The sequence below is a fragment of the Suilimivivens aceti genome (genome assembly GCF_025567405.1).
Classification (GTDB): Bacteria; Bacillota; Clostridia; order Lachnospirales; family Lachnospiraceae; genus Suilimivivens; species Suilimivivens aceti.
Genome location: NZ_JAOQKJ010000008.1, coordinates 31,859 through 56,288 on the forward strand (window position 1 = coordinate 31,859; position 24,430 = coordinate 56,288).

A 24,430-nucleotide genomic window follows, 5' to 3' on the forward strand; every position below is an offset into this window, starting at 1 on the left:
TATGAGACCGGGATCAGAAGCCTAAGGCCCTGATTCCTGCTGCAGGCACCTGTCTCTGTTTGTCATCATATATGCATGATCGCTGTAGCAATGCTGAAATAGATCAGCAATGACAGCGCATCTACGATCGTAGTAATGAAGGGACTCGCCATAACTGCCGGATCAAAGCCGATCTTCTTGGCAAGCATTGGAAGGAGACATCCGATGATCTTGGCAATAAACACAGCTGCTACCAGCGTAAGACACACGACTGCTGCAACTGCGATCGTCACTCTGTCAAAAAGCAGAAGCTTCACAAAGTTCGCTGCAGCCAGCGTCAGTCCGCAAAGCACTGCTACTCTTGCTTCCTTCCACACTACCTTAAACGCATCCTTAAACTCGATCTCATTCAAGGAAAGTCCACGGATGATCGTAACACTGGCCTGTCCACCCGCATTTCCGCCGGTATCCATCAGCATGGGGATATAGGCAGTCAGCACCACACAGGCACTTAAGGCATCCTCAAAGGAAGTAATGATACTTCCTGTAAACGTCGCTGAAATCATCAGCAGTAAAAGCCACGGAATCCTCTTTTTCCAGGTTTCAAACACCGTAGTCTTCATATATGGCTTATCGGTAGGTACGATAGCCGCCATCTTTTCGATATCCTCTGTGGCCTCTTCCTGCAGAATATCCACGATATCATCGACGGTAATAATACCAACCAGACGGTTCTCATTGTCTACAACGGGCATTGCTGTAAAGTCGTATTTCTGGAACTGCCTGGCAACCTCCTCCTGATCCATCATGGTATTGATAAATACCACATTCTCATGCATCATCTCACCGATAACAGCATCCGGTGGTGTAATCAGCAGATAACGGAGTGCTACCGTTCCAACCAGTGTACGCTTGGCATCCAGAACATAACAGATATTGATGGTCTCACTGTCCACACCTACCTGTCTGATCCGGTTAATGGCATCCTGTACTGTCATATTTTCCTTCAGATCCACATACTCCACAGTCATGATACTGCCGGCAGAATCTTCAGGATAGCGAAGAAGATGATTGATATCTCTCCTCGTATCTGCACTGGCATTTGCCAGAAGCTTCTTGACTACATTGGCAGGCATCTCTTCCAGAAGGTCTGTCGCATCATCCGCCATCAGATTATCAATGATGTTGGCGGCTTCCTTGTCGGACAGACTGGTGATGATCATCTGCTGATGATCCACTTCCAGATAAGAAAACACATCTGCTGCCATGCTCTTTGGCAATATACGGAATACCTTTAAAAGCTCTTCCTCCTCCATTTCCTCCAGAATAGCCGCTACATCAGCGGTATTCATCTCAGCTACCTTCTGACGGAGGTTTGTATACTGCCTGGTTTCCAGTAATTCCCTGATTATTTCCAGATCCCTGATTTCTTCCATATCCATAGTATATCTCCTTTATATGTGATTTTTATGCTCCGTTCATGAGGAGGTATGTCCGCATTGCCTGACTGTGAACTTTTACTCATAAAAACCACCACCTTTCGAAGAATCCTACTATGTGTTATACCCATTTTACGGATATTTGATTACCAAATTTACTTTAGACCACCTGTCTCTTTTTGTCAACGGATTTTACCGTAAGATCTATGTCAGATTCAGGTAAAATCCCTGTAATACCCCTCTTCCAGGATCTGGAACGAAGCCCTTCCCGCTGTTCCTTCTGTCAGCTCCTTCAAGAGAAAATCCTTCTCCTCTGCCGGTACTCTGACCTGTATCTCCACATTCTCAGTATAAATGCACTCCGCTTCCAGTCCCTTTCCTGCAAGAAGGAACTGTATCCTTCCAAGATCCGTATAATTTGTCTTTATGGAAAGCATCACACCATAGCGCATCCATGCAGTTTTGGATGCTGCAAGCCCTGCCTTGGCAGCCTCTGTATAAGCCCGCACGAGGCCTCCTGTTCCCAGAAGCACTCCTCCAAAATACCTGGTCACGACAATGGCTGCACCTGTCAGATTTTCCTTTAACAGTACCTCAAGGATCGGTCTTCCTGCCGTTCCCGCCGGTTCCTTATCATCACTGCATCTTGTCAGCTCCTGGTTTCTACCTATTATATAAGCCGGACAATTATGCTTCGCATCATAATATTTTTTCCGCATGGACTCGATAAATGCTGCTGCCTCTTCCTCAGATGAAACCGGCATCGTATTCGCAATAAAACGGGATTTCTTTTCTATGATCTCACCGCTTCCTCTCTCTACCAGTATACGATAAGGAGAAAACTGTTCTTTTTTTTCTTCCATCTGTGTTCTCTTTTCCCACTCTTTTCTTAAATTATGAGGAAGCTTTCTTCTCTTGTCAAGGCTGAATAAAACGGCACCATATGGTGAACAATTCTTAATAAAGTATGAAAAACCTTTCCTTTGCTGGCACATTTTGGTATACTCTATATGTTGTAAAACTGATATGGAGGCAATTACATGAATTATAGTAAAAAAGGGATCAAGGAACGTCAGAAATCCCTCCATGCTTCATCCCATAAATGGAGCAAGAAGTTACTGCTTGCTGTCATGAACCTGATGGTTCTCGGCATTCTGGCAATCGGTGTCATCGGTGCCAGTGCCGGGATCGGTGTTTTTAAGGGGATCATTGATACTGCTCCCAGTATTGAAAATATTGATGTCACACCTACCGGGTTTTCCACCTTCGTTTATGATCTGGAGGGCAACCAGATCGGTAAACTGATCGCCCAGGATTCCAATCGTATTCCCGTGGCCAAGGATATGATTCCGGAGAATCTCGCCCACGCTTTTGTAGCGATCGAGGATGAACGTTTTTATGAACACAATGGCATTGATATCAAAGGAATCATCCGTGCAGCCTATGTAGGTATCAGCAACGGATTCCACTTTACTGAAGGTGCCAGTACCATTACCCAGCAGCTTCTGAAAAATAACGTATTTACCAACTGGACCAAGGAAGATGGCTTCATGGATAAGATCAAGCGTAAGATCCAGGAGCAGTATCTTGCCATTGAGCTGACCAAAACCATGTCCAAGGATGATGTCCTTGTCAACTATATGAACACCATTAACCTTGGACAGAATACTCTTGGTGTACAGGCAGCATCCCTGCGTTATTTCAACAAATCTGTCAACACTCTGACACTTTCGGAATGTGCCGTTATTGCCGGTATCACCCAGAATCCTTCCAAGTTCAACCCTATCTCCCACCCGGACAATAATGCCCAGCGTCGCGAAAAGGTCCTGAACAATATGCTGGAGCAGGGTTATATCACTCAGACCGAATATGATGAGGCCATGGCAGATGATGTCTACTCCCGTATCCAGATCGTCAATGCTGAGGTTGAAGAGGACTCCGTAAATACATACTTTGTGGATGCCCTTACCGATGATATCACGGAGGATCTGATGGCCACTGGTAATTATACAGAGACCCAGGCCTATACCCTGCTTTACAGCGGAGGTCTTAAGATCTATGCTACGCAGGATCCCCATGTACAGGAAATCTGTGATGAAGCCTTTTCCAATGAAGAGAATTATCCGGAGGGTACCAGATGGCAGCTCAGCTATGAGCTGACCACCCAGGATTCTAATGGCAATTTCAAAAACTACAGTACAGAAATGTACCGCCAGTATTTCAAGGAGATGGACAGCTCCTTTAACCTGCTTTATTCCAGCCAGGAGGCTGCCTATGATGCAATTGAGCAGTATAAGGCTGCTGTTATGGAACCCGGCGAGGAAGTATATGGTGAAAATATCACCCTGACTCCCCAGCCACAGGTTTCTATCGTTATCGAAGATCAGAGTACCGGCTATGTCGTTGCCATGGTAGGCGGCAGAGGCCAGAAGGAAGCCAGCCGTACCTTAAACCGTGCTACTGATTCCAAACGTCAGCCCGGCTCCACCTTCAAGATCGTAGCGGTTTACGCTCCTGCCCTTGACAGCGCAGGCCTTACCCTTGCTACGGTTATGAATGATGCTCCTTTCAACTATGCAAACGGACGTCCCGTCAACAACTGGTGGGGCAGTGAATACAGAGGTCTGAACTCCCTGCGTACAGCAATAGCACAGTCCATGAATATCATCGCTGTAAAAACACTGACGCAGATCACACCTCAGCTTGGCTTTGATTACCTGAAGAACTTTGGTTTCACCACTCTTGTAGAAAGAGAGGAAATCACCGTTGGCGGCAAGACACAGGTATTTTCTGATATCCAGCAGTCCCTTGCTCTTGGCGGTATTACCAAGGGTGTTACCAATGAGGAGCTGACTGCTGCCTATGCTTCGATCGCAAATGGCGGCACCTATATCAAGCCCAAGCTTTACACCAAGGTTCTTGACCATGATGGCAATGTTATTCTGGACAATACTGCTCCGCAGTCAAGACAGGTGATCAAGGAAACAACTGCATGGCTCCTGACAGATGCCATGGTAGACGTTGTTACCTCCGGTACCGGTGCCTCTGTTAACTTTGGTAATATGGCGATTGCCGGCAAAACAGGTACCACATCTGATTACAATGATGTCTGGTTCTCCGGCTATACACCTTATTACACTGCCTCCGTCTGGACCGGTTATGATAACAATGCCAAGCTCCAGAAAGGAAACGGTGAACGAAACCTTGCCAAAAAGCTCTGGCGTGCTGTTATGAGTAAGGTACACGAGGATCTTCCTAGCCAGTCCTTCCAGGTACCCAGTGGTATCGTCACTGCAACTGTATGCTCACAGTCAGGCAAGCTTCCGATTCCAGGTCTGTGTGATGGTACCCTGAAAACGGAGTACTTTGCAGAAGGCACTGTTCCTACAGAAAGCTGTGATGTACATTATCAGGGTATGGTTTGTCCTTACAGTAACCTTCCGGCCTGTGATACCTGTCCTTTCAAGGTTGAAGGTGTCCTGACCATGACGCCTGTAGAGGATCCGTCTCTCCAGCAGGGAAGCGGCACAGAAGCACCGGCTATGGCAACCCAGGAGGTTACCAATGAAGACGGCACTGTCTCCACGATCACCGTACCACAGGCAGCGCAAAAGACCTGTATCCACACTGCCGAATACATGGCTCAGCCTGGTATTGAGACGATCATCGAACAACAGCGTGGAGAAATGGCAGCCGCTTCTGCCGCAGCACAGGCTGCCGCAGCTCCGCTTCCCACAACAGAGGGTGAAGCACCAGCCGCTGAATAACCAGCTTCAAAATTTCATTCTGCAGGAATCCTATGGTTCCTGCAGATTTTTTTATGAAACGCTTTTCCTGACCGGTAATATAAAAAAGAGAACAGTCCGTTGACTGCCCTCCCTGCCGGCTCCCCATGTGGATCCTTTATTATGCTGTATTGTCTCAATTCCGGAAAAGTCCTTTCCGGGCAGTGATCACAAGGATATTGCCCAGTATATTACCGAGAAAATGAGATCTGCAAAGTTTCTCATAATCTTTTCTCTTCATATAATATTTCCTTCCCCATGAGGATATTTCATAATACAGTTCTTCTTTTTCTGACAAAATACCCGTCACTACTACAAAATGTCCGCTTACCTGTGCCTTGCTGCCAGAAATTTTCCCATTTTCCAGCTCCTCTTTTCCGTAAAACCGGAGCCCGTCCCTTTTGTCCCATGGAAGCAGCATCACCGGGATACAGAGGATAACCGGGATATCCTGCTGCAACATCTGCATGGTTCTTTCATGGATCCGTGAAATCCTAAACCCCCAGAATGCCCGGTAAGGACTTTTTCTCTTTTGAAAAAAAAGGTTGATCCGGAAAGTCATCCAAAGACTGCTGACGCCTGAGGAAAAAGGGATTCCAAGCAGCATCCGGTAGCTTTCTTCAAACCATTTCCTGTACTCTGCTTCCGTCAGCTCCTTCTGTTCATAAAAGGAAGAAGGCCATATCTGCAGCTCCTTTCTTTTTCTTCCCAGATAAAACAGCATATCGGAAAGAGCAATGACCCCACAGCCACTGCTCCTCTTTCGCTTCTCCTTCTTGTCTGCCTGCGCCGTCTTTGCAAAAAATCCCTGGTCTCCGCCAAAGGTCTTTGCTCCGTTTTCTTCCCGCAGGACCTGTATGTAATTATTTTGCAGCCGTACCTGTACTTCCAAGCTCTTTTCTCTTTTCTATCTTTTTTATGACATGGAAATAGGATACCATAGTAAAGATGCCCGCTGCAAGCCATGCTGCCGGATCACAGAATACAGCAAGAGAATAACTCATCACCCTCATGGCGATCACTGCGCAGAGCAGCCTTGCAAGCAGCTCTACCACACCGCCCATCATAGGCAGGAACCCATAACCGCAGCCCTGCATGGTATTTCTGAAAATAAAGATCACACACAGCGGAATATAAAAAAGAATACAAAGCACCGTATATCGCTTGGCATAGAACATGATCTGTGTCATATCCGTTCCGCTCTCGAAGAAAAATTTCAAAAGAACAGGCAGCCCCAGATATGCTACCAGTCCTGCTATGACAGAATAAACGATATCTACCAGCAATGCGGCGTTGACACCTTTTTTGATCCTGTCTACCTCTCCTGCACCGTAGTTCTGGCCACTGTAGGTCGCCATGGTCTGTCCGATCGCCATCATTCCCTGCGTCAGCATATTCTGAAGCTTGCTGGCCGCTGTATAGCTGGCTACTGCCAGGGCACCAAACAGATTAATGGCTGCCTGCATCACCATAGTTCCGGAGGCTGTGATTGCAAACTGAAGTGCCATAGGTACACCAACACCAAGCTGTTTTTTCGTATCCTCCGGGAAAAAACGCATCTGTTCCCATTCCGGCCGCAGCATGGTTTCCTTTTTCCAGATATAAAGAAAACACATCAGTGCTGATACTCCCTGGGAAATAATCGTGGCAAGTGCTGCACCTGCCACTCCCATTTTTAACCCTACGATCAGTGCAAGATCCAGCACTACGTTCAGGCAGGCGGAAAAGATCAGTGTTACCAGCGGTACTTTGCTGTTCCCGATTGCCCTCAGACATGCACTGAAAAAATTATATGCCACACTGGCAATAATTCCCGCACAGATAATGGAAATATAGGTATAAGCATCCTCAAATATATTTTCCGGTGTGTTAAGGAGACGCAGTATCCCCTTCATTCCAAGCAGTGAAGATACTGTCATCAATATGATAACGGCCGCCGACAACAGCATTCCATTTGCTACACTTTTCTTAATTCCTTCCTCATCATGGATCCCATAGCGCTGACTGGTCAGCACAGTAAAGCCTGTGGACAATCCTGTTGCCGCACCGATCACCAGAAACATGATCGTTCCTGTGGAACCGACAGCTGCCAACGCACCGGAACCTACAAACCTTCCAACGATCATGGAATCTACCGCATTATAAACCTGCTGGAATACATTTCCTAAAAAGAGCGGCCATGTAAACTGCAGAATGATCGGCATCGGATTCCCCTTTGTCATATCCTTTTGCATCTGATCACCTCATTACTTCCGTGGTGTATAATAGATTTTTCCTTCTTCTATCATCTGAAACTCTGTACCTTTTACAGAAAGATGGGTCACTGCACAGTTTTTGTGCACACCCTCACCCCAAAACTCTGCAACAGGCGTATGATAAATATTCGCCAATATTGCCTTCAGTGCACATCCATGGGTGGACAGAAGCACTGTTTTGTCCTGATATTCTTTTTTTTGAAGCAGCTCTGTTAGGAATGCCCCTGTCCTGCTGATCACATCCTCAAAGCTTTCGCCTCCTGGTGGTGTCTGGTAATTCTCTGTATCAAAGAAGAAGGTATCAAAAAAAGCTCCTCCATCGGGAATATTGTACCCCTTCCTGCCACAGCAGAGTCCTTCATACTCGCCAAAGCAGATCTCCTGCAGCCTTTTATCCTCATAAACCGGGATCTGTCTTCCCCTTGCGATCCACTCTGCGGTTTCCCTTGCCCTGCATAAAGGGGAAGTAAAGATCACATCAAAGGGAATATCCTTAAGCCCTTCTGCGGTTTCCCTGGCAAGCTCTCTTCCATATTCATTCAGTGGGATGTCGCAGCTCCCCTGGATTTTTCTTTCTTTATTATAATCGGTTTCTCCATGACGGATCAAGTAGAGTTCCATTGTAAGCTCCTTTTTCCTGCAAAAAAATACCACTGCATATGTGCAATGGTTACCTTGTAAACCTTTTTATAAGCGAAGAACCATCTGGCAGGCGTCGCCTCTCCTGCATCTCTTTTGACCCATAGGGTGCGTGGTTGCAACGAATTTTACCACCTCAGATAGTTCTCCTCTTATTGTATCCACATTATACCCTGTTTATTCTCGTCTGTAAAGAATTTCTTTATTTCGCAAGTAGTTCTGCAATCTCTTCTCACTAAGTTCCCAGCAGGAAATGACGGAATTCTTATATCCCTGTTCATCTTCTGATGTGCACAGTCTCAATACCACTTGTAAAACCCCATTTTCAGTTTTTATTCGTTTAACAACTAATCCCGTGTATTCGTGCTTATCCCTAATAATATAATCAGGAATTCTAATAGCTTCCTCTATATTACTTAATACCCTATCATAAACCTCTGGATGCCTATCTTTAATGTGTTGAATTTGATTATCCGTTATTATCACTTCATCCGTTACAATGTCTTCAGTGATACACTTATATATTTCTCGATTGATTTTGCCTATTATGTACACTTCAATATTCCTTTTATCTGCTAATATATCCATTTTAACAGTTTCATGTTCTTATGCAATATTTTTCTTTGATTCTTTGTATTTTCCCGTTTCAATTCACATATAATACATATGCTCACAACTATTTACAGAGGAACAATCGAAGAGTATACGCAGAAATATAACGACATGACCCTGCTGCACTTTGACAAAATGCAACACGAAATACAACACAAAAAATAAAAACCCTTGATCCTTCAAGGGTTTTAGAAAGCTGCTGACGGGAATCGGACCCGTGACCTCCGCACTACCAATGCGACGCTCTACCGACTGAGCCACAGCAGCCTGTGGTTTTACACCAACGAATTGTATTATAGCATGGCCTAAAATGCTTTGTCAACTCCCATTTCAGGAATTTCCCAACTGAAATTTTTCCTGCAAATTCCGTCAGCAAATTCAGCCATCTACCCTCCTCCTTATTCCTGAAACAGGAACCTCTCAATGGCCTCCCTGCAGCCGTCATGGTCATTATCCGCCACTGTTACATCACAGATTTTCTTGATCTTCTCACTGGCGTTTCCCATGGCAACTGAAAGTCCCGCCATCTTAAGTGCCCCGATATCATTGTCTGCATCGCCTACGACAACAGTCCGGGACATTGGGATCTTCAGATAATCACAAAGCCCCTGCAGACCAATCCCCTTATGGATTCCCTCCGCAGAAATTTCCAAAGATGCGATCTCAGAATTTGCCAGTTCTACCGGCAGACCTGCTTCACAGATCAGCGCTCTTGTTTTCTCTCTTGCTTCTGTAGACGGATGATAAAGATTTATTTTTGCTACAGGAAAAGGATCTGTCAGATAGGTCTCTATCAGGGACTCCCACTGGTCTGTCACCTTTTCAAACATACCTCTGTAAATGCCCATCTGATAATAGTCCATCTTAGCTATGGCATCCTTCTGTACAATAGATTTTTCAGTCAGAATATGAATCATCACATCTTCTTTGGCTGCGATCGCCAGCACCTGCTCTGCCAGCTCCGGTGTAAGCCCTTTTTCAAAAACAGCCCTGTTCTGCCGCCTGTCAAGCACCAATGCACCGCTGACGGAATTTACATAAGGAATATCGACAACATCAAAATACTTATACAGCTCTGCCATACAGCGTCCGGTATTCAGCACTACAGTAAATCCATGATCCATGGCTCTTTTCATTGCAGCAACAGTCTTTTCTGAAATTTCCTTCTGACTGTTCAGCAGCGTTCCATCCATATCAAATGCGATCATCTTATATGGTTTCATTTATATAATCTCCCTCTGTGGTATCCTTCAGTTCCCTCCGTACCAGAAAAAGGAACACCAGAATAAATATACAGCATACAACCCAGGTCACCGGTTCGCAGATACACACTGCGAAATAACCATACACTGGAACTACAAAAAGTGCAAATACCACCTTGCCGATCAGCTCCAGGCTGCTGCAGATCAGTGGCGATACGGAATGTCCCATGCCCTGCAGGCCGTTTCTGACGATCACAAGCACTGCCATGGGCGGTATCATGGGAATACTGATCTGCAGATACAGCGCTCCATTCCGGATCACCTCTCTGTTATCACTTCCCGTGATCATCCTGACCGCATCCTCTGCCCCAAAGATTGTAAACAAAAGCGCTATGATCCACCATGCTCCGTACAGAGCAATTGCAGAAAGCATGCCCCTGCCGATCCTGCTTCTCCTTTCAGCCCCCACATTCTGACTGACATACGTGGCTGTGCTGGTTCCAAGCGCAATCCCGGGAATATAAAATAGCTCTGCCAGCTTTCTGCCGCCTACCTGGGCTGTAATATACAGATTTCCTAGAGCATTGATACTGCCCTGAAGCACAACACTTCCTATATTATAAATAGCACTCATCAGCGCCATACTCATCCCGGCTCCAAGCATGCCTGCTACAAAGTCCTTTCCCGTATGCCTGTCCTTAGCAGAAAAGTGAAGCTGTGGATACCTTTTCAGAATCAGGATAAATGCCAGCAGTGCACTGACTGCCTGCGACAATATGGTCGCTGCTGCAGCTCCCCGGATTCCAAAATGAAAAGGTCCCATAAACAAAATATCCAATATCACATTCAGAATACTGCTTGCCAGTAAAAAGAAAAGTGGTGCAATACTGTTTCCTACCGACTGCAGCATGGCTGATTCCATATTATAAGCCATAGTAAATGGTATACCAAGAAGTATGATCGTAAAGTACTGAAGCGCAGGCTGCAGCGTATCCTCCGGCACCTGCATGGCCACAAGAATGGGACTTCGAAGCAGCAAAAACAAAATCATCATAAGAAAAGCAAAGCTCGTGGACAGTATTGTCATCCAGCATACCGACTGTCTGAGTCTTTTCTGATTTCCTGCCCCAAAGCTTCTGCTGACAGAAAGTGCCAGCCCGTTATTCATTCCAAATGCAAAGTTGGTCAGCAGACTATACAGTGCGGAGGTAACTCCTATCTGAGCCAGGGCACTATCTCCAAGCAGATGCCCTGCTATGGCAGTATCTGCCAGATTATACAGCTGTTGTAACAGGTTTCCCATGAACAACGGCATAGCAAATACCAGTAACAGCCGGAAAGAATTTCCCCCTGTCATATCAAGAACACGTGCTTCTTTTGTCTTTTCCATCGTAATCCTGCTTTCCTTCTTTTTTCTACATTGTAACGAAAAAGAAGGCTTTCTGCTTTTCCAAAAGCGGTGTATACTATAACAAAAGCGACAAAAGAGGTTCATCTCTATGATTCAGACACGAAATTATGTTACCGTTGATTTTCAGGGAAAGGAGATCCCCTCAGGGCACCTGCGTCCCTTTAACCTGACTGCCAATGATGGAGATATCCACCAATATGCAACTGACTGTATCATTGCCCACTGGCATCAGGAAATGGAAGTTTTCATTTCCACCAGAGGGCAGGTTCGGATCGGCATTGAAGATCAGGAATATCTGGTCAGGGAAGGAGAAGGCTGCTTTATCAATTCGGACATTCTGCACTCCTTCACTCCTGTCGATGCCTCACCATGTACTTATCATTCCTTCGTTTTCGACACCGGTATTGTTGGTGGTGCCCCCGGAAGCGTTTTTGATACCTCCTGTGTCCGTCCTCTGCTGGAAAGCGGGATTCCCTACCTTCAGTTTACCCCCTGCAAAGAAGATGCTCCTTTTTATGATAATTTTTCTCTGGCTTTTGAAGCCTGCAGAAATGAGAACCCCGGCTATGAATTTGATGTCCGGACTGCTCTTTCCAAAATCCTGCTGTTTCTGAATCAAAAAATAAGCCCCGTTTCCGGGGCAAAAGCTTCTTCCATACAGGAACAGCATATGAAGCAAATGTTACTTTTTATTGACCGTCATCTCTCAGAATCCTTTGGTGTTGCCGAGCTTGCCGGCAGCGTCAACATCTGTGAGCGGGAATGTCAGCGGATCTTTCAACGCTATCTGCATTACCGCCCCATGGAATATGTCCGCCGGAAACGGATCTATACCTCTGCTGCAAAGCTGCTGTCCTGCGATTCCCTTGTGACCGATGTGGCCTTTGAATACGGCTTTGCGAGCCCAAGTCACTATACCAAACAGTTCCGGGAACTGATGGGAATGACACCAACCGAGTACAGACGGCTGAATTTATCTGCCATTCAGTTGCCCGGGTGATCCTATGATGTCATTTCAGGTGGAATTTCCAGTGATTTTAAAGCCATTGGCATCTGCATACTCCTTTAACCGGCGGTACCCATTCACAATATCATCTCCTCCACTTTTAGAACACAGCATCAGAATATGCTTTCAAGAAAATAAACATAAAGAGAAACAACCGCCCACAAAGTGGTTGACCTCTCGGAATACGTTTATATTTTTCTACCAGTCTGATCCCCAGTCATCATATCCGGAGTCCCAGCTGGAATCTGAATCCCAGCTCGAGTCCGAATCCCAGCTGGAATCCCAGGAGCTGTCATCATCACTGCTGTCGTAGCTGCTGTCATCACTGTAATCATAGCTGCCATCATCACTGTCATTATAATCATCATAATTACTTTCATAATTATAGCTGCTGCCAGAATAATCTGAAGAGCTGTCACTGAAAAGAAGACCACAGGATCCGATTCCAATAACGATCAGGGCGATCAATATATAGAGTCCCAGTCTCCCCTTATTATTGTTCCTGTCTCCCGAGCTGCTGTTATGACTGACAGGCTTCTGCGCTGCTGCACTTTTCTGATTTGCTGCCGATCCTTTATTAACGCTCGCTGCTCTCTGCCCTGCCTTCTGGATAGCAACCCGCTCCTTCATCTTCGTATACAGCTCGTTTACGGCATAGGCTTCATCATCGCCCTTATAACGGACCATCCTTTTGCCGTCTGCACCATTCTTATATACTACAAAGGTGCCATCCTTTTCATCCTTATAAATACCAAATGCCTTAGCCCCCTTGTAATCCTCCCCGATAAATGTCCGCATCTCATCAAGCGGCAGCTTCATCTCTTTCGCCCATGCCTTTAATTCCTCTATCGTCTGCGGAATATCATTGGCCTGCCTTACATAATGACTGTTGACACCACCACAGTTTGGACATGTTTTGTCAAAATCATTGATCCACGCACCACACCATTCACATTCGATTCTCATTTGCTCCCCCTTACCGTATAATCCTGTATTTTATAGTATCAGCTGCCAAGTGTTCTACGGGATAATATGTGTTTGAACCTAGACACTGGCAATACGGCATGCCGCACTCTTCCCAGAACTGATACTTATATTATTATACACGTAAAAAGAAGCCCGGGCAATTATTTTTCTGACAAACGGGAGTTTGTAGACGGCTGTATTGCCGGTGGCCAGTTGATATCTCTCTGTCAAAATGGTAAAATGAGAAAAAATCTCAGAGAAGCTGGAACATAACAAACATGCACTGCTTCACATATGGAACTCCTGAAACCGGGAGAACTTTGAAAGACAATATCAAGGAGGATTTCCCATGAACATTCTGTCTTTACTGAACAGCGTCCCTTTGTATGGGATCTGTGGCGGCATTATTGCCTTTGTTGCCGTCGTATGCATCGTTTTTCTTATCCGCGCTTACCGGGCCGGTGTCTCCATTGGCATGGATCGGACCAGGTTAAAGCAGGTGATCCTGTCAAGCGCCACCTTTTCGGTGCTGCCAAGTGTCGGCATCCTGCTTGGTGTGATCGCCCTGTCCGGAAGCCTTGGTACCCCATGGCCCTGGCTCAGGCTTTCTGTGATCGGCGCCCTGCACTATGAAACCCAGGTTGCCCAGGCAGCAGCGGAACAGGTTGGTATGACCTCGCTCTCCGCCCGTGAAATGACACCCCAGAATTTTGTTACTATTGCTCTTCTTATGAGTATCTGTATCATCTGGGGAATGGTGCTTTCCGTTATTTTCAACAAAGGTTATCTGAAAAAGCTGCAGAAAAACACTAAGAAAGGAAGCGCTCAGGGCGGCTTTGGTGATCATGCGATGAGTGCCATGTTCATTGGACTTGTTTCTGCTTATATCGGCAGCTACATCGGCGGCTTTGTTTCTGGAAATGGTCTGTTTACTTTTTCCGGAAGTATCCTTCCCCTTATCGTAGTTGCGGTTTCCGGCCTTGCCATGGCACTTTGCCTGTATCTTTCTGAAAAGAAGAAAAAGGTCTGGATCGACAGCTTCTCCATTGCCGGCAGCATGCTCCTTGGCATGGCAGCCGCTGTCTTAGCAAATCTGTACTTATAAGGAGGCGAATCTTACATGAATAACGAATCTTTTGAAAAATACAATGCCGGGACCCATATCCTCGGAAGAGTCTTTTCCGTTATCACACTGGTTCTTCTGGTTGGCGCTCCCTTTATGATCGGTCTGTTCCTTGGTGCCATGCCAGACCTTCCTGCCGTTGGCAAAGGCTTCCTTTCTGTAGGAATTATCTGGTTTGTGAGCAGTATCGTGGAATTTCTTGTTTATACGCCCATGCTGGGTGCAGGTGGCGGCTATCTGGCCTTTATCACGGGAAATCTAATCAACATGAAGATCCCCTGTGCCATCAATGCCAGGGATCAGGTTGGAGCCAAAAGCGGTACCCCGGAAAATGAGATCATCTCCACTCTTTCCATTGCAGCCTCTTCCCTTGTTACGATTCTGGTACTGGCTCTCGGCGTCCTTTTACTGGTGCCGCTCCAGCCTGTTTTACAGAGCGAAGTACTGCAGCCCGCTTTTGAAAATGTAGTGCCAGCCCTTTTTGGTGCCATGGCCTATAAGTATTTCCGCGGAAACCTGAAAATTGCAGCCGCTCCTCTTGTCCTGATGAGCCTTTTGTTTATCCTGGTTCCTTCCCTGACAGGTTCCACCAGTTTTATGATCATTCCTTCCGGCGGTCTTGCGATTGGTATCGCTTTTCTCTTCTACCGCCAAAAGGCAAAGGCTCTGGCACAGGAAACTGATCTCCATATGAAAGCAGGTGACAAATGATGAAAACAATTTTACTGATCCTTGCAGCAGTCCTTGCTCTTCTTATTGTTCTGCTGCTTATCGCTGTGATCCATACCCTTCTGATTCCTTCAAGGAAGTCCTCCTATACCGCACCAAAGGAAACAGAAAAAGCCAGGATGCTTGCAGAAAAGCTTTCCCGGATGATCCAGTATGATACAACCTCACATGCAGGAGTCCATGAAGAGGAAAAATTTCTCAGCTTCCACAAGCTCCTGGAGGAGCTGTTTCCACTCGTCCACAAACAGCTTGAAAAAACAGTGATCGAAGGAAACCTTCTCTATTACTGGAAGGGAGAAAGCCGCGAAAACCCAATCCTTCTGATGAGCCATCAGGATGTGGTCCCTGCAGAGGGTGAATGGAGCCATGCTCCTTTTTCTGGTGACATTGCGGACGGAAAGGTCTGGGGAAGAGGCGCCTCCGACACCAAATGTTCTGTCATGGCCTTTTTCCAGGCTGTGGAAGAGCTGCTTGCTGAAGGCTATACACCCGCCTGTGATGTTTATCTGGCTTCCTCCTGCACAGAAGAGTGGGGCGGTGACGGTGCTCCAAAGATCGTAGCTGAGCTGCAGAAAAGAGGCATCCGCCTTTTTCTGGTCTGTGATGAAGGCGGCGGCATCATTACCGATCCGATCGGTGGTATCAGGGGTAATTTTGCCATGGTCGGTGTTTTTGAAAAGGGCAAGGCAGATGTGAAATTTACTGCCAGGTCCACAGGTGGGCATGCCAGTGCTCCCGGCAAAAACACCCCCATTCCAAGACTTGCTGCCTTTGTCAATGAAGTCGAAAAGCATACTCCCTTCCAGCGCAGATTTTCACCTGAGGTATCTGCCATGTTCCGGAAGCTGGCTCCTTATGCCCCCTTCCCATTAAAGCTGGTATTTGGCAATCTCTGGCTCTTTTCTCCGGTATTAAAGCCACTCCTTGGCAGCATCAGTGCCCAGGCCGGTGCTATGCTGCAGACTACGATTGCCTTTACCATGCAGTCCGGCTCCGATGCCTGCAATGTGATCCCACAGGAGGCAAGTGTCAGTGCCAACATGCGTTTTATCCCCCATCAGGGACAAAAAGAAAGCCTTTCCATTATGGAAAAGCTCGCTTCAAAATATGGTCTTACGATGGAAGTACTGCATGCCAATGATTATTCCACGCCGGTTGATATAAACGGCTCTGCCTTCCGTCAGGTTGAGTCTGTGATCGCAGAGACCTTTCCGGGTCTTCCTGTCAGTCCCTACGTCATGACCGGCGCTACAGATGCCCAGTTCTATCAGTGTATCTGTGACAGCTGTATCCGCTTTGCTCCTGTTATTTATGGTCCTGAGCAGATGAAAGGCATGCATGGCCTGAATGAAAATATTGTTTACAACTGTCTGCCGGGCGCAGTCAGCTTTTATCAGAATCTGATCCGTGCCCAGCGTAAGTAGTAAGGAAATGATGGGTGACCCCATCCTGCTTATAAGCAATTACAGTACTTAAATTTACATTTTCCACACTGCGGAAAATATTCTTTTCAATCACAGGGTTCTTTTCGGCAAGCTCATGGATCAGTTCCTTGATCTCAGCCCGTTTAGAACCCTTTTCTGTGCCGCCGCAGGATGCACAGTTCTCTGTAAACCTGCAGGCACACTGGATAAAGTGCAGTTCATTATAGTGCATCCACTTGATGATATCCGCTTCCCGGATCAGGTACAGCGGCCTGATCAGCTCCATGCCTTCGAAATTGGTGCTGTGAAGCTTTGGCATCATCGTCTGGATCTGTGCTCCGTAGAGCATTCCCATCAGGATCGTTTCGATCACATCATCAAAGTGATGTCCAAGTGCGATCTTATTACAGCCAAGCTCCTTTGCCTTGCTGTACAGATAGCCTCTTCTCATACGGGCGCACAGATAGCAGGGGGATTCTGTGATATCTGCTACCGTGTCAAAGATCTCCGTTTTAAAAACAGTGACCGGCACCTCCAGAAGCTTTGCATTGTTCAGGATCGTCTGATAATTCAGTTCATTATAGCCGGGGTTCATCACGAGATATACTACTTCAAAATTCTTTTTTCCATGACGCTCAAGCTCCTGAAAAAGCTTGGCCATCAGCATGGAATCCTTACCGCCTGATATACAGACAGCGATCCTATCCCCATCCTGGATCAGTTCATATTCATTGATCGCTTTGGTAAATTTACGCCAGATCTCCTTACGGAATTTCTTGACTATGCTCCGCTCTGCTTCCTCGCAGCGGTCCAGCTTATCCTCTTCCTTTTCCATCAGCTTCTGCAGCTTATAACGAAGATAAGAATGAAAGCCGCCATCTATACTGTAGATCTCATAGCCCTGCCCTGACAGCTCTTCTGCAATATCATCACTCTTCTGCCCCGTATAACAGATCAGGTAGACCGGTCTGTCCTTTGGCACTCTGTCAAGCTCATCCATGAAATCCTCGTGGAAAATATGAATGGCACCCGGATAGGTTTCTCTTTTGTAGTCTTCTTCACTTCTGATATCAATGACCAGCTTTTCCCCTGCATCCTCTATCAGAGCCTGTATCGTTTTTCTTTCCATGTTCTCAACCCTTTTTATCATGTCTGATCCCTGTCAGATCCTTCACTACCTCTGAAGCAATGATAAGACCAGCTGCAGACGGTACAAAGGAAGTGCTTCCCGGAATGGCCCGTCTGACAGTACATGTCCTCTGGGTCCCGGGTGGGCAGACACAGTGTGTTCTGCAGCTGTTCTGTGTATCCTCGACCGGCTTCATGGCCTCTTCCCTGGAATACAGCACCTTCAGCTTCTTTACACCCCGCTTCTTTAATTCACGCCGCATTACCTTTGCAAGCGGGCAGACACTCGTCTTGTAAATATCTTCAATGCACAGCTCTGTGGGATTCAGCTTGTTTCCAACTCCCATACAGCTGATCACCGGAACGCCTGCTTCCTTTGCCTGCATGATGATCTGAAGCTTTGCAGTTACGGTATCTACCGCATCTACTACATAATCATAGGAAGTAAAATCAAAATCCCCGGCATTCTCCGGCAGGAAAAAGCAGTTATACACATTCACCTGTGCCTGTGGATTAATAGAAAGGATCCTCTCCTTCATCACTTCTGTTTTGTATTTTCCTATAGTCTGCCTGGTTGCTATGATCTGACGGTTCAGATTAGTCAGACAGATCTTATCATCATCCACCAGCGTAAAGCTTCCTACACCGCTCCTGACAAGCGCTTCTGCCACATAGCCTCCTACACCTCCGATTCCAAAGATTGCCACATGGGTCTTCTCCAGATGCTCGAGGGCTTCTCTTCCCAGTAAAAGCTCTGTTCTTGAAAACTGATTTAACATTGATTTATTTCCTCCGTTGCAATGCTCATTGTAACATCTACTTTCCCTGCTGGCAACGTGTTTTACACACAGCAAGATGACGGATCCCCTTTCTATTCAGGCTGATCCGTCATCACTGGTTTCACGTACTTCTTTTTATTCTTTTTATTCTGCAAATAAAGGAGTAGACAGATATCTGTCTCCGGAATCGGGAAGCAGGACTACGATGGTCTTCCCCTTATTCTCCGGTCTTGACGCAAGGATTCCTGCTGCCTTCAAAGCTGCACCGGAAGAAATACCTACAAGGATTCCTTCACTGACAGCAAACTTCCTGCCCTCTGCAAAAGCATCTTCATTCTCAATGGTGATGACTTCATCATATACCTTGGTATTCAGGACATCCGGTACAAAGCCTGCACCGATTCCCTGGATCTTGTGAGCACCGGGTGTTCCTTTGGAAAGAACAGGGCTTGTCGCCGGCTCAACTGCTACGATCTTCACATCAGGATTCTGCTCCTTCAGATATTCACCAACACCGGTAATGGTTCCGCCGGTACCTACACCAGCTACGAAAATATCAACCTTACCGTCAGTCTGATCCCAGATCTCAGGACCTGTGGTAGCCTTGTGCACTGCAGGGTTTGCAGGATTTACGAACTGTCCGAGGATCACAGATCCCGGAATGCTTTCCTTTAATTCTTCAGCCTTGGCAATAGCACCCTTCATACCCTTGGAGCCGTCTGTCAGTACAAGCTCTGCACCATATGCCTTCAGCAGGTTTCTTCTTTCAACGCTCATGGTCTCCGGCAGTGTCAGGATTGCCTTATAGCCCCTGGCTGCTGCGACTGCTGCCAGACCGATGCCGGTATTTCCACTGGTAGGCTCAATAATGGTAGCGCCTTCCTTCAGGATTCCCTTCTTCTCTGCATCCTCGATCATGGCAAGGGCGATACGATCCTTCACAGATCCTGCAGGATTTAAGTACTCCAGCTTGGCAAGAATGGTTGCATCAGTGATGCCACTCTTTGCAGCATAACGGTTTAATTTAAGAAGGGGTGTCTTTCCAACTAATTCTAATGAACTTTCTACAATTTTACTCATTTTTTCATCCTCCGCTTTATTCTATACTATCCTAGTATGAATACTATGTTTATCTGTTGAGGATATCATACATCTCTTTTCCTAGTATGTCAATAGGAATTTAAGAATTTTTTATTGCATTTTTGATCCGCCCTAGCGCCTCTGCCAGGGTAGCCCTTGTACAGGCTGCATTGATCCGCTGAAATCCCTCTCCACAGGCTCCGAAAATAGCACCACTGTCAAGCCAGAGGCCTGCCTTTCTGACAATCAGATCCTCCAGCTCCTCGCTTGTCAGGGAAAGCCTTCTGAAATCAAGCCAGAGAAGATAGGTTCCTTCCGGCTTTCTCATCCTGATCTCCGGGATCTGTTCCCTGATATACTGCTCTGCAAAATCGATATTGGCCCTGACATAAGCCATCATGCCCTGATACCATTCCTCCCCCTGCGCGTAGGCTGTCCTGCAGGCCACAAGTCCAGATGCATTGACCTGACTGTAGCCGGCCGCTGAGATTTCCTTGACAAACCGCCTTCTCAGGCTGTCATTTGCAATGAAAATATTGGATACCTGAAGTCCTGCGATATTAAAGGTCTTGCTGGGTGCCGTACAGGTCACACTGATATCCCTGATTTTATCGCTCAGATCTGCAAATACCTGATGCGTTCCTTCAAAGATAAAGTCTGCATGGATTTCATCACTGACTACGACAACATGATTTTCCACACAGATCCTTCCAATTTCAAGGAGACTTTCTCTGTCCCAGACTCTTCCAACCGGATTATGGGGATTACAGAGGAAAAAGAGCTTCACCTTTTCATCCTTTACCTTACGTTCAAAATCAGCAAGATCCATTTCATAATGACCATCCTCCTTCTGTACCAGTGTGTTACTGACAAGCTTCCTGCCATTGTCCTTGATCACACTGCTGAAGGGATAATAGACCGGCTGCTGGATCATGACAGCCTCTCCCTCTTTTGTGAAGGCTCTCACTGCCATAGCAAGGGCAAATACTACACCCGGTGTCTTGACCAGCCACTTTTCTTCCACCTGCCATCCATGCTTCTTTTTCATCCAGTCCCTGATCGCTGCAAAATAATCCTCTTTGGAATCGCTGTAGCCATAGATTCCGTGAGCAGCCTGAGCAGCCAGGGCATCCTGGATATAGGAGCTTATCCTGAAATCCATATCTGCCACCCACAAAGGCAATATATCCGCTGGCATTCCTCTTTCTACGGCAAAATCATACTTCAGGCAGTCCGTGCCCTTACGTTCTACCGGTGCATCAAAATCAAGATTTCTTTCACTCATTCTCTTCTTCCTCCCTTTTACTTTGATGCAGCTGTGAAGGCCTGCGCAAGATCTGCGATCAGATCCTCCTTTCCCTCGATCCCCAGAGAAAGCCGCAGTACTCTGTCAGTAATTCCATTTTCAAGGAGCTTGTCCTTCGGTACATCTGCATGGGTCTGTGTCACCGGATAAGTGATCAGGCTTTCCGTACCGCCAAGGCTCTCCGCAAACTGGATCAGCTTGACATGCTCCAGAATCCCCTGTGCACGCTCAGTTGTGTCCACCTCAAAGGTCAGCATCCCGCCAAAGCCTCTTGCCTGCTTTTTCATCACTTCATATCCCGGATGCTCTGGCAGTCCCGGATAAAGAACCTTTGTCACGCAGCTCTGTCCCTTCAGCCACTCTGCAACCGCCATGGCATTTTCCTGTGCACGCTCCATCCGGACAGCCAGTGTCTTAATACCACGCAGGATCAGCCAGCTGTCAAAGGGTGCCAGTGCAGCTCCTGTCGTCTTGTAGAAGAACCGGAGCTGCTCTTTAACATCCTCTCTGTTTGTCACAAGGAAGCCGGCGATCGTGTCGTTGTGTCCTCCAAGATATTTGGTGCCGCTGTGCACAATAATATCAGCGCCCAGTGACAGTGGATTCTGGAAGTACGGAGACAGGAAGGTATTATCCACGATCAGAAGCAGGCCTTTTTCCTTCGTGATCTCCGAGAGCTTTTTTATATCAGTTATATTCATCATGGGATTGGTGGGGGTTTCCACATAAACTGCCTTTGTATTTTCCTTTATGTAGGGAAGGGGATCTTCCTTTGCCAGTTCAATGGCTGTGATCTCAATCCCCTTGTTTTTACAGACGCTGTTGAAAAGCCTGATCGTACCACCGTAAAGATCACCGTCTACGATCAGATGATCGCCAGGCTTAAAGCATTCCATAAGAGTAGCAATGGCTGCCATACCGCTAGCAAAGGCAATAGCATCACAACCGCCCTCCAGTGAAGCCACAATCCTTTCAAGCTGTTCTCTCGTTGGATTCTGCAGTCTCGTATAATCATAGCCGGTGCTTCTTCCTACCCCATAGTGGGCAAAGGTTGCCGTCTGGTAAATAGGAAAACTGACTGAGCCAAAATCTTTATCCTTATTCTTTTCTTCTTCAAGATGCAGACATCTTGTTTCTACTGTATATTCCATTGTGTTCTTCTCCCTTATGCTTTTTCTTTATGCCTCTTCCTTTTTCATGGTCTCTGCAACATCCGCCTCACAGCTCCTCATAGCCTCCAGTGTCCTTGTCAGCAGTTCATCCAGCGGGATTCCCATCATCTCTGCACCCTTTTCGATAACCTCTCTGGAGCAGCCTGCTGCAAAGCCCTTGCTCTTGTACTTTTTCTTCAGGGATTTCAGCTCCATATCCTGTACACTGCCAGAGGGTCTCATCAATGCTGCCGCACCGATCAGGCCTGTAAGCTCATCTACCGCATACAACACCTTTTCCATCTCGTGCTCCGGCCTGATATCTACGGTAAGCTCATAGCCATGGCTGCAGACAGAATGGATGATATCCTCAGACACACCTGCTGCCCTTAACAGCTCCGGTGCTTTGATACAGTGCTGCTCCGGATACTGTTCAAAATCAATATCATGCAAAAGTCCTACTATACCCCAATGCTCTTCTTCCTCTCCGTAGCCGCACTCCCTGGCAAAGCAGCGCATGACACCTTCTACGGTCAGACCATGCTGAATATGAAAGGACTCCTTATTATACTTTTTTAACAGGGCAAAAGCCTCGTCTCTTGTAATTCCATCTTCCATTTTGTTTGTCCTCCTTTATATACATAATTCCTATCGGTATACTATGCTTATTTTCTTCTGATTATAGCACAGCGCATTTATCCTGTAAACGAGAGAATACAGAAAACGGCAGTGTCTTCTGCTTCTCTGCAGAACCGCTGCCGTTTTCCCTTTTCTTTTTATCCTACATTTTAAACAGAGTCTTCATCAGTCCCCTCCCAAGAGAGGCTCCTACATTACCGCCAAGCTTCTTCCCAAAGCTGCCACCTACGGATTTGCCGAGAGTATTCCCGATCTCTCTTCCTATTGTCCCGGCCGCACTGCCTGCCACCTGATTGACTGCAGATCTTGTTCTCTTCCTCTGGCGCTCCGCTTCCTTTTCCTTCTGCTTCTGAAGAGCTGCTTCCTCCTTCGCCTGAAGCTTTTTCGCCTCAGACTCTTCTTTTGCCTTCTGCGCTTCTGCTGCATCTGTCAGTGATTTTCTCTGCAGAAATTCATAAGCAGAATCCCTGTCAAAATTTTCCTCATATTTGCTGTAAAGAAGACTCTCTCTGATCTCCCTTTCTCTCTCTGCATCCGTAATGGCACCCATCCGGCTCTGGGGCGGCAGGATCTTACATTTCTTCACTACAGTCGGGATCCCTTCTTCGTCCAGCACAGAGATCAGTGCTTCTCCAATTCCAAGGCTTGTCAATGTTTCATAAGTATCAAACTCCGGATTTTCCCGGAAGGATGCTGCAGCTGCCTTCGCCTTCTTCTGCTCTGCCGGTGTATAGGCATGAAGGGCATGCTGGATCTTATTGCCAAGCTGGGCAAGCACGCCATCCGGAATATCCTTGGGACTCTGGGTTACAAAGTAAATGCCGACCCCCTTAGAGCGGATCAGCTTCACCATCTGTTCCACCTTCTCAAGCAGTACCCTTGGCGCTGTATTAAAAAGCATATGGGCTTCATCAAAGAAAAAGACCATTTTCGGCTTTTCTGCATCACCTGTTTCCGGCAGTGTTTCAAACAGCTCAGACATCATATAGAGCAGGAAGGTGGCATACATGGCAGGACGTCCAATGAGCTTCTGACAATCCAGGATCTGGATCCTGCCACGTCCCGTATTGTCTGTGCTCAGCCAGTCCCTGATATCTAATGCCGGCTCCCCAAAGAAGAGCTCTGCTCCCTCTGCCTCCAGTGCGATGATCGCCCTGATAATGGCTCCGAGGCTCTGCCTGGAAATATTGCCATAGGTCAGGGAAAACTCCTTTGCATTGTCACCCACATACTGCAGCATGGCTTTCAGATCCTTGGTATCGATCAGAAGCAGCTCCTGATCATCTGCGATCTTAAAGATGACAGTCAGGATATCCGTCTGGGTGTCATTCAGATCAAGGATCCGTGACAGCAGGAGCGGTCCCATTTCAGATACTGTCGTACGAAGAGGCATACCCTTCTCTCCATAAATATCAAAGAAATTGACAGGGTACTTTTTCAGGGAAAATCCAAGTTCAGAAAGTCCAAGCTTTTCTACACGGCTTCTGATATTCTCATTGTTTTCCCCCTCAAGACACATACCTGCAAGGTCACCCTTCACGTCTGCCAGAAAGACCGGAACACCACAGTCGCTGAAGGACTCTGCCAGTACTTTTAAGGTAATAGTCTTACCGGTTCCCGTAGCACCCGCGATCATACCGTGGCGGTTTGCCATTTGGGGATAGATAAATACCTTTTCTTCCCCGGATCTGCCAATCAGTATTTTGTTTTCAATAAACATCGTTTCCCCTCCCGATAAAGCGTATGCCCTTCTACAGTCCGCAGAAGGGCAGTCCAT

The 24,430-nt window shown here is 46.8% G+C and carries 21 protein-coding genes and 1 tRNA gene; 5 read left to right on the forward strand and 17 right to left on the reverse strand.

The annotated features are described in order from the left end of the window. Positions 1–65: 65 nt before the first annotated feature. Both mgtE and OCV77_RS10550 read right to left on the reverse strand, forming a co-directional pair. Complete coding sequence (mgtE, locus tag OCV77_RS10545) at positions 66–1,415, reverse strand: magnesium transporter (protein WP_262575191.1); 1,350 nt, start codon at positions 1,413–1,415, stop codon at positions 66–68. A gap of 218 nt (positions 1,416–1,633) precedes the next feature. After that, positions 1,634–2,281: an IMPACT family protein gene (locus OCV77_RS10550; protein ID WP_262575050.1), complete on the reverse strand. Its 648-nt coding sequence runs from the start codon at positions 2,279–2,281 to the stop codon at positions 1,634–1,636. A gap of 177 nt (positions 2,282–2,458) precedes the next feature. On the opposite strand from OCV77_RS10550, the gene OCV77_RS10555 reads away from it, so the two are divergent. Continuing rightward, complete coding sequence (locus OCV77_RS10555) at positions 2,459–5,185, forward strand: transglycosylase domain-containing protein (protein WP_262575051.1); 2,727 nt, start codon at positions 2,459–2,461, stop codon at positions 5,183–5,185. Between the two features lie 154 nt (positions 5,186–5,339). Here OCV77_RS10555 and OCV77_RS10560 read toward each other — a convergent pair whose 3' ends face one another. From OCV77_RS10560 to OCV77_RS10590, 7 genes are all read right to left on the reverse strand, one after another. After that, entirely contained in the window at positions 5,340–6,095 is a 756-nt protein-coding gene (locus OCV77_RS10560; RefSeq protein ID WP_262575052.1) for a hypothetical protein, read from the reverse strand. Continuing rightward, complete coding sequence (locus OCV77_RS10565) at positions 6,067–7,437, reverse strand: MATE family efflux transporter (protein WP_262575053.1); 1,371 nt, start codon at positions 7,435–7,437, stop codon at positions 6,067–6,069. Before OCV77_RS10565 ends, OCV77_RS10560 begins: the two co-directional genes overlap by 29 nt. A gap of 12 nt (positions 7,438–7,449) precedes the next feature. After that, positions 7,450–8,079, reverse strand: a complete 630-nt coding sequence (locus OCV77_RS10570; RefSeq protein WP_262575054.1) for a histidine phosphatase family protein — start codon at positions 8,077–8,079, stop codon at positions 7,450–7,452. A gap of 195 nt (positions 8,080–8,274) precedes the next feature. Further along, positions 8,275–8,685, reverse strand: a complete 411-nt coding sequence (locus tag OCV77_RS10575) for a PBECR2 nuclease fold domain-containing protein (protein WP_262575055.1) — start codon at positions 8,683–8,685, stop codon at positions 8,275–8,277. Positions 8,686–8,903: 218 nt separating this feature from the next. Further along, positions 8,904–8,976, reverse strand: a tRNA-Thr gene (locus tag OCV77_RS10580). 131 nt (positions 8,977–9,107) lie between these two features. Further along, a complete protein-coding gene (locus tag OCV77_RS10585; protein WP_262575056.1) occupies positions 9,108–9,932 on the reverse strand; it encodes a Cof-type HAD-IIB family hydrolase in 825 nt (274 codons plus the stop codon). After that, on the reverse strand, positions 9,919–11,301 hold the full coding sequence (locus tag OCV77_RS10590) for an MATE family efflux transporter (RefSeq protein ID WP_262575057.1): 1,383 nt from the start codon (positions 11,299–11,301) through the stop codon (positions 9,919–9,921). Before OCV77_RS10590 ends, OCV77_RS10585 begins: the two co-directional genes overlap by 14 nt. A 109-nt stretch (positions 11,302–11,410) precedes the next feature. Here OCV77_RS10590 and OCV77_RS10595 point away from each other — a divergent pair, with 109 nt between their 5' ends. Beyond that, positions 11,411–12,322: an AraC family transcriptional regulator gene (locus OCV77_RS10595; RefSeq protein WP_262575058.1), complete on the forward strand. Its 912-nt coding sequence runs from the start codon at positions 11,411–11,413 to the stop codon at positions 12,320–12,322. A 204-nt stretch (positions 12,323–12,526) separates the two neighbouring features. On the opposite strand, the gene OCV77_RS10600 is transcribed toward OCV77_RS10595, so the two are convergent. Then, positions 12,527–13,294 carry a hypothetical protein gene (locus OCV77_RS10600; protein WP_262575059.1) on the reverse strand — a complete coding sequence of 256 codons (768 nt, stop codon included), beginning with the start codon at positions 13,292–13,294 and terminating at the stop codon, positions 12,527–12,529. A 349-nt stretch (positions 13,295–13,643) separates the two neighbouring features. Between OCV77_RS10600 and OCV77_RS10605 the strand changes: the two genes are divergently transcribed. Genes OCV77_RS10605 through OCV77_RS10615 form a run of 3 tightly spaced genes read left to right on the forward strand, consistent with a single transcriptional unit; the run spans position 13,644 to position 16,570 of the window. Further along, entirely contained in the window at positions 13,644–14,399 is a 756-nt protein-coding gene (locus tag OCV77_RS10605; RefSeq protein WP_262575060.1) for a DUF5058 family protein, read from the forward strand. 15 nt (positions 14,400–14,414) lie between these two features. Continuing rightward, the gene (locus tag OCV77_RS10610) at positions 14,415–15,128 is read left to right on the forward strand and encodes a hypothetical protein (protein ID WP_262575061.1); all 714 of its coding nucleotides are present in this window, start codon (positions 14,415–14,417) and stop codon (positions 15,126–15,128) included. Then, positions 15,125–16,570 (forward strand): M20/M25/M40 family metallo-hydrolase, encoded by a 1,446-nt coding sequence (locus OCV77_RS10615; protein WP_262575062.1) that lies wholly within the window; start codon positions 15,125–15,127, stop codon positions 16,568–16,570. The genes OCV77_RS10610 and OCV77_RS10615 overlap by 4 nt, the downstream gene beginning before the upstream one ends. On the opposite strand, the gene OCV77_RS10620 is transcribed toward OCV77_RS10615, so the two are convergent. From OCV77_RS10620 to OCV77_RS10650, 7 genes are all read right to left on the reverse strand, one after another. Further along, positions 16,530–17,720 carry a PP-loop family protein gene (locus OCV77_RS10620; RefSeq protein ID WP_331488849.1) on the reverse strand — a complete coding sequence of 397 codons (1,191 nt, stop codon included), beginning with the start codon at positions 17,718–17,720 and terminating at the stop codon, positions 16,530–16,532. The genes OCV77_RS10615 and OCV77_RS10620 overlap by 41 nt on opposite strands. Next, entirely contained in the window at positions 17,704–18,477 is a 774-nt protein-coding gene (locus OCV77_RS10625) for a tRNA threonylcarbamoyladenosine dehydratase (RefSeq protein WP_262575064.1), read from the reverse strand. Before OCV77_RS10625 ends, OCV77_RS10620 begins: the two co-directional genes overlap by 17 nt. A gap of 144 nt (positions 18,478–18,621) precedes the next feature. After that, positions 18,622–19,557, reverse strand: coding sequence for a cysteine synthase A (gene cysK / locus OCV77_RS10630; protein ID WP_262575065.1), 936 nt, complete (start codon positions 19,555–19,557; stop codon positions 18,622–18,624). Positions 19,558–19,657: 100 nt separating this feature from the next. Continuing rightward, positions 19,658–20,842, reverse strand: a complete 1,185-nt coding sequence (locus OCV77_RS10635; RefSeq protein WP_262575066.1) for a MalY/PatB family protein — start codon at positions 20,840–20,842, stop codon at positions 19,658–19,660. A 17-nt stretch (positions 20,843–20,859) separates the two neighbouring features. Beyond that, a complete protein-coding gene (locus OCV77_RS10640) occupies positions 20,860–22,014 on the reverse strand; it encodes a trans-sulfuration enzyme family protein (protein WP_262575068.1) in 1,155 nt (384 codons plus the stop codon). Positions 22,015–22,041: 27 nt separating this feature from the next. Further along, the gene (locus tag OCV77_RS10645; protein ID WP_262575069.1) at positions 22,042–22,632 is read right to left on the reverse strand and encodes a hydrolase; all 591 of its coding nucleotides are present in this window, start codon (positions 22,630–22,632) and stop codon (positions 22,042–22,044) included. 163 nt (positions 22,633–22,795) lie between these two features. Then, positions 22,796–24,373 carry a DUF853 domain-containing protein gene (locus OCV77_RS10650; protein ID WP_262575070.1) on the reverse strand — a complete coding sequence of 526 codons (1,578 nt, stop codon included), beginning with the start codon at positions 24,371–24,373 and terminating at the stop codon, positions 22,796–22,798. Positions 24,374–24,430 lie beyond the last annotated feature (57 nt).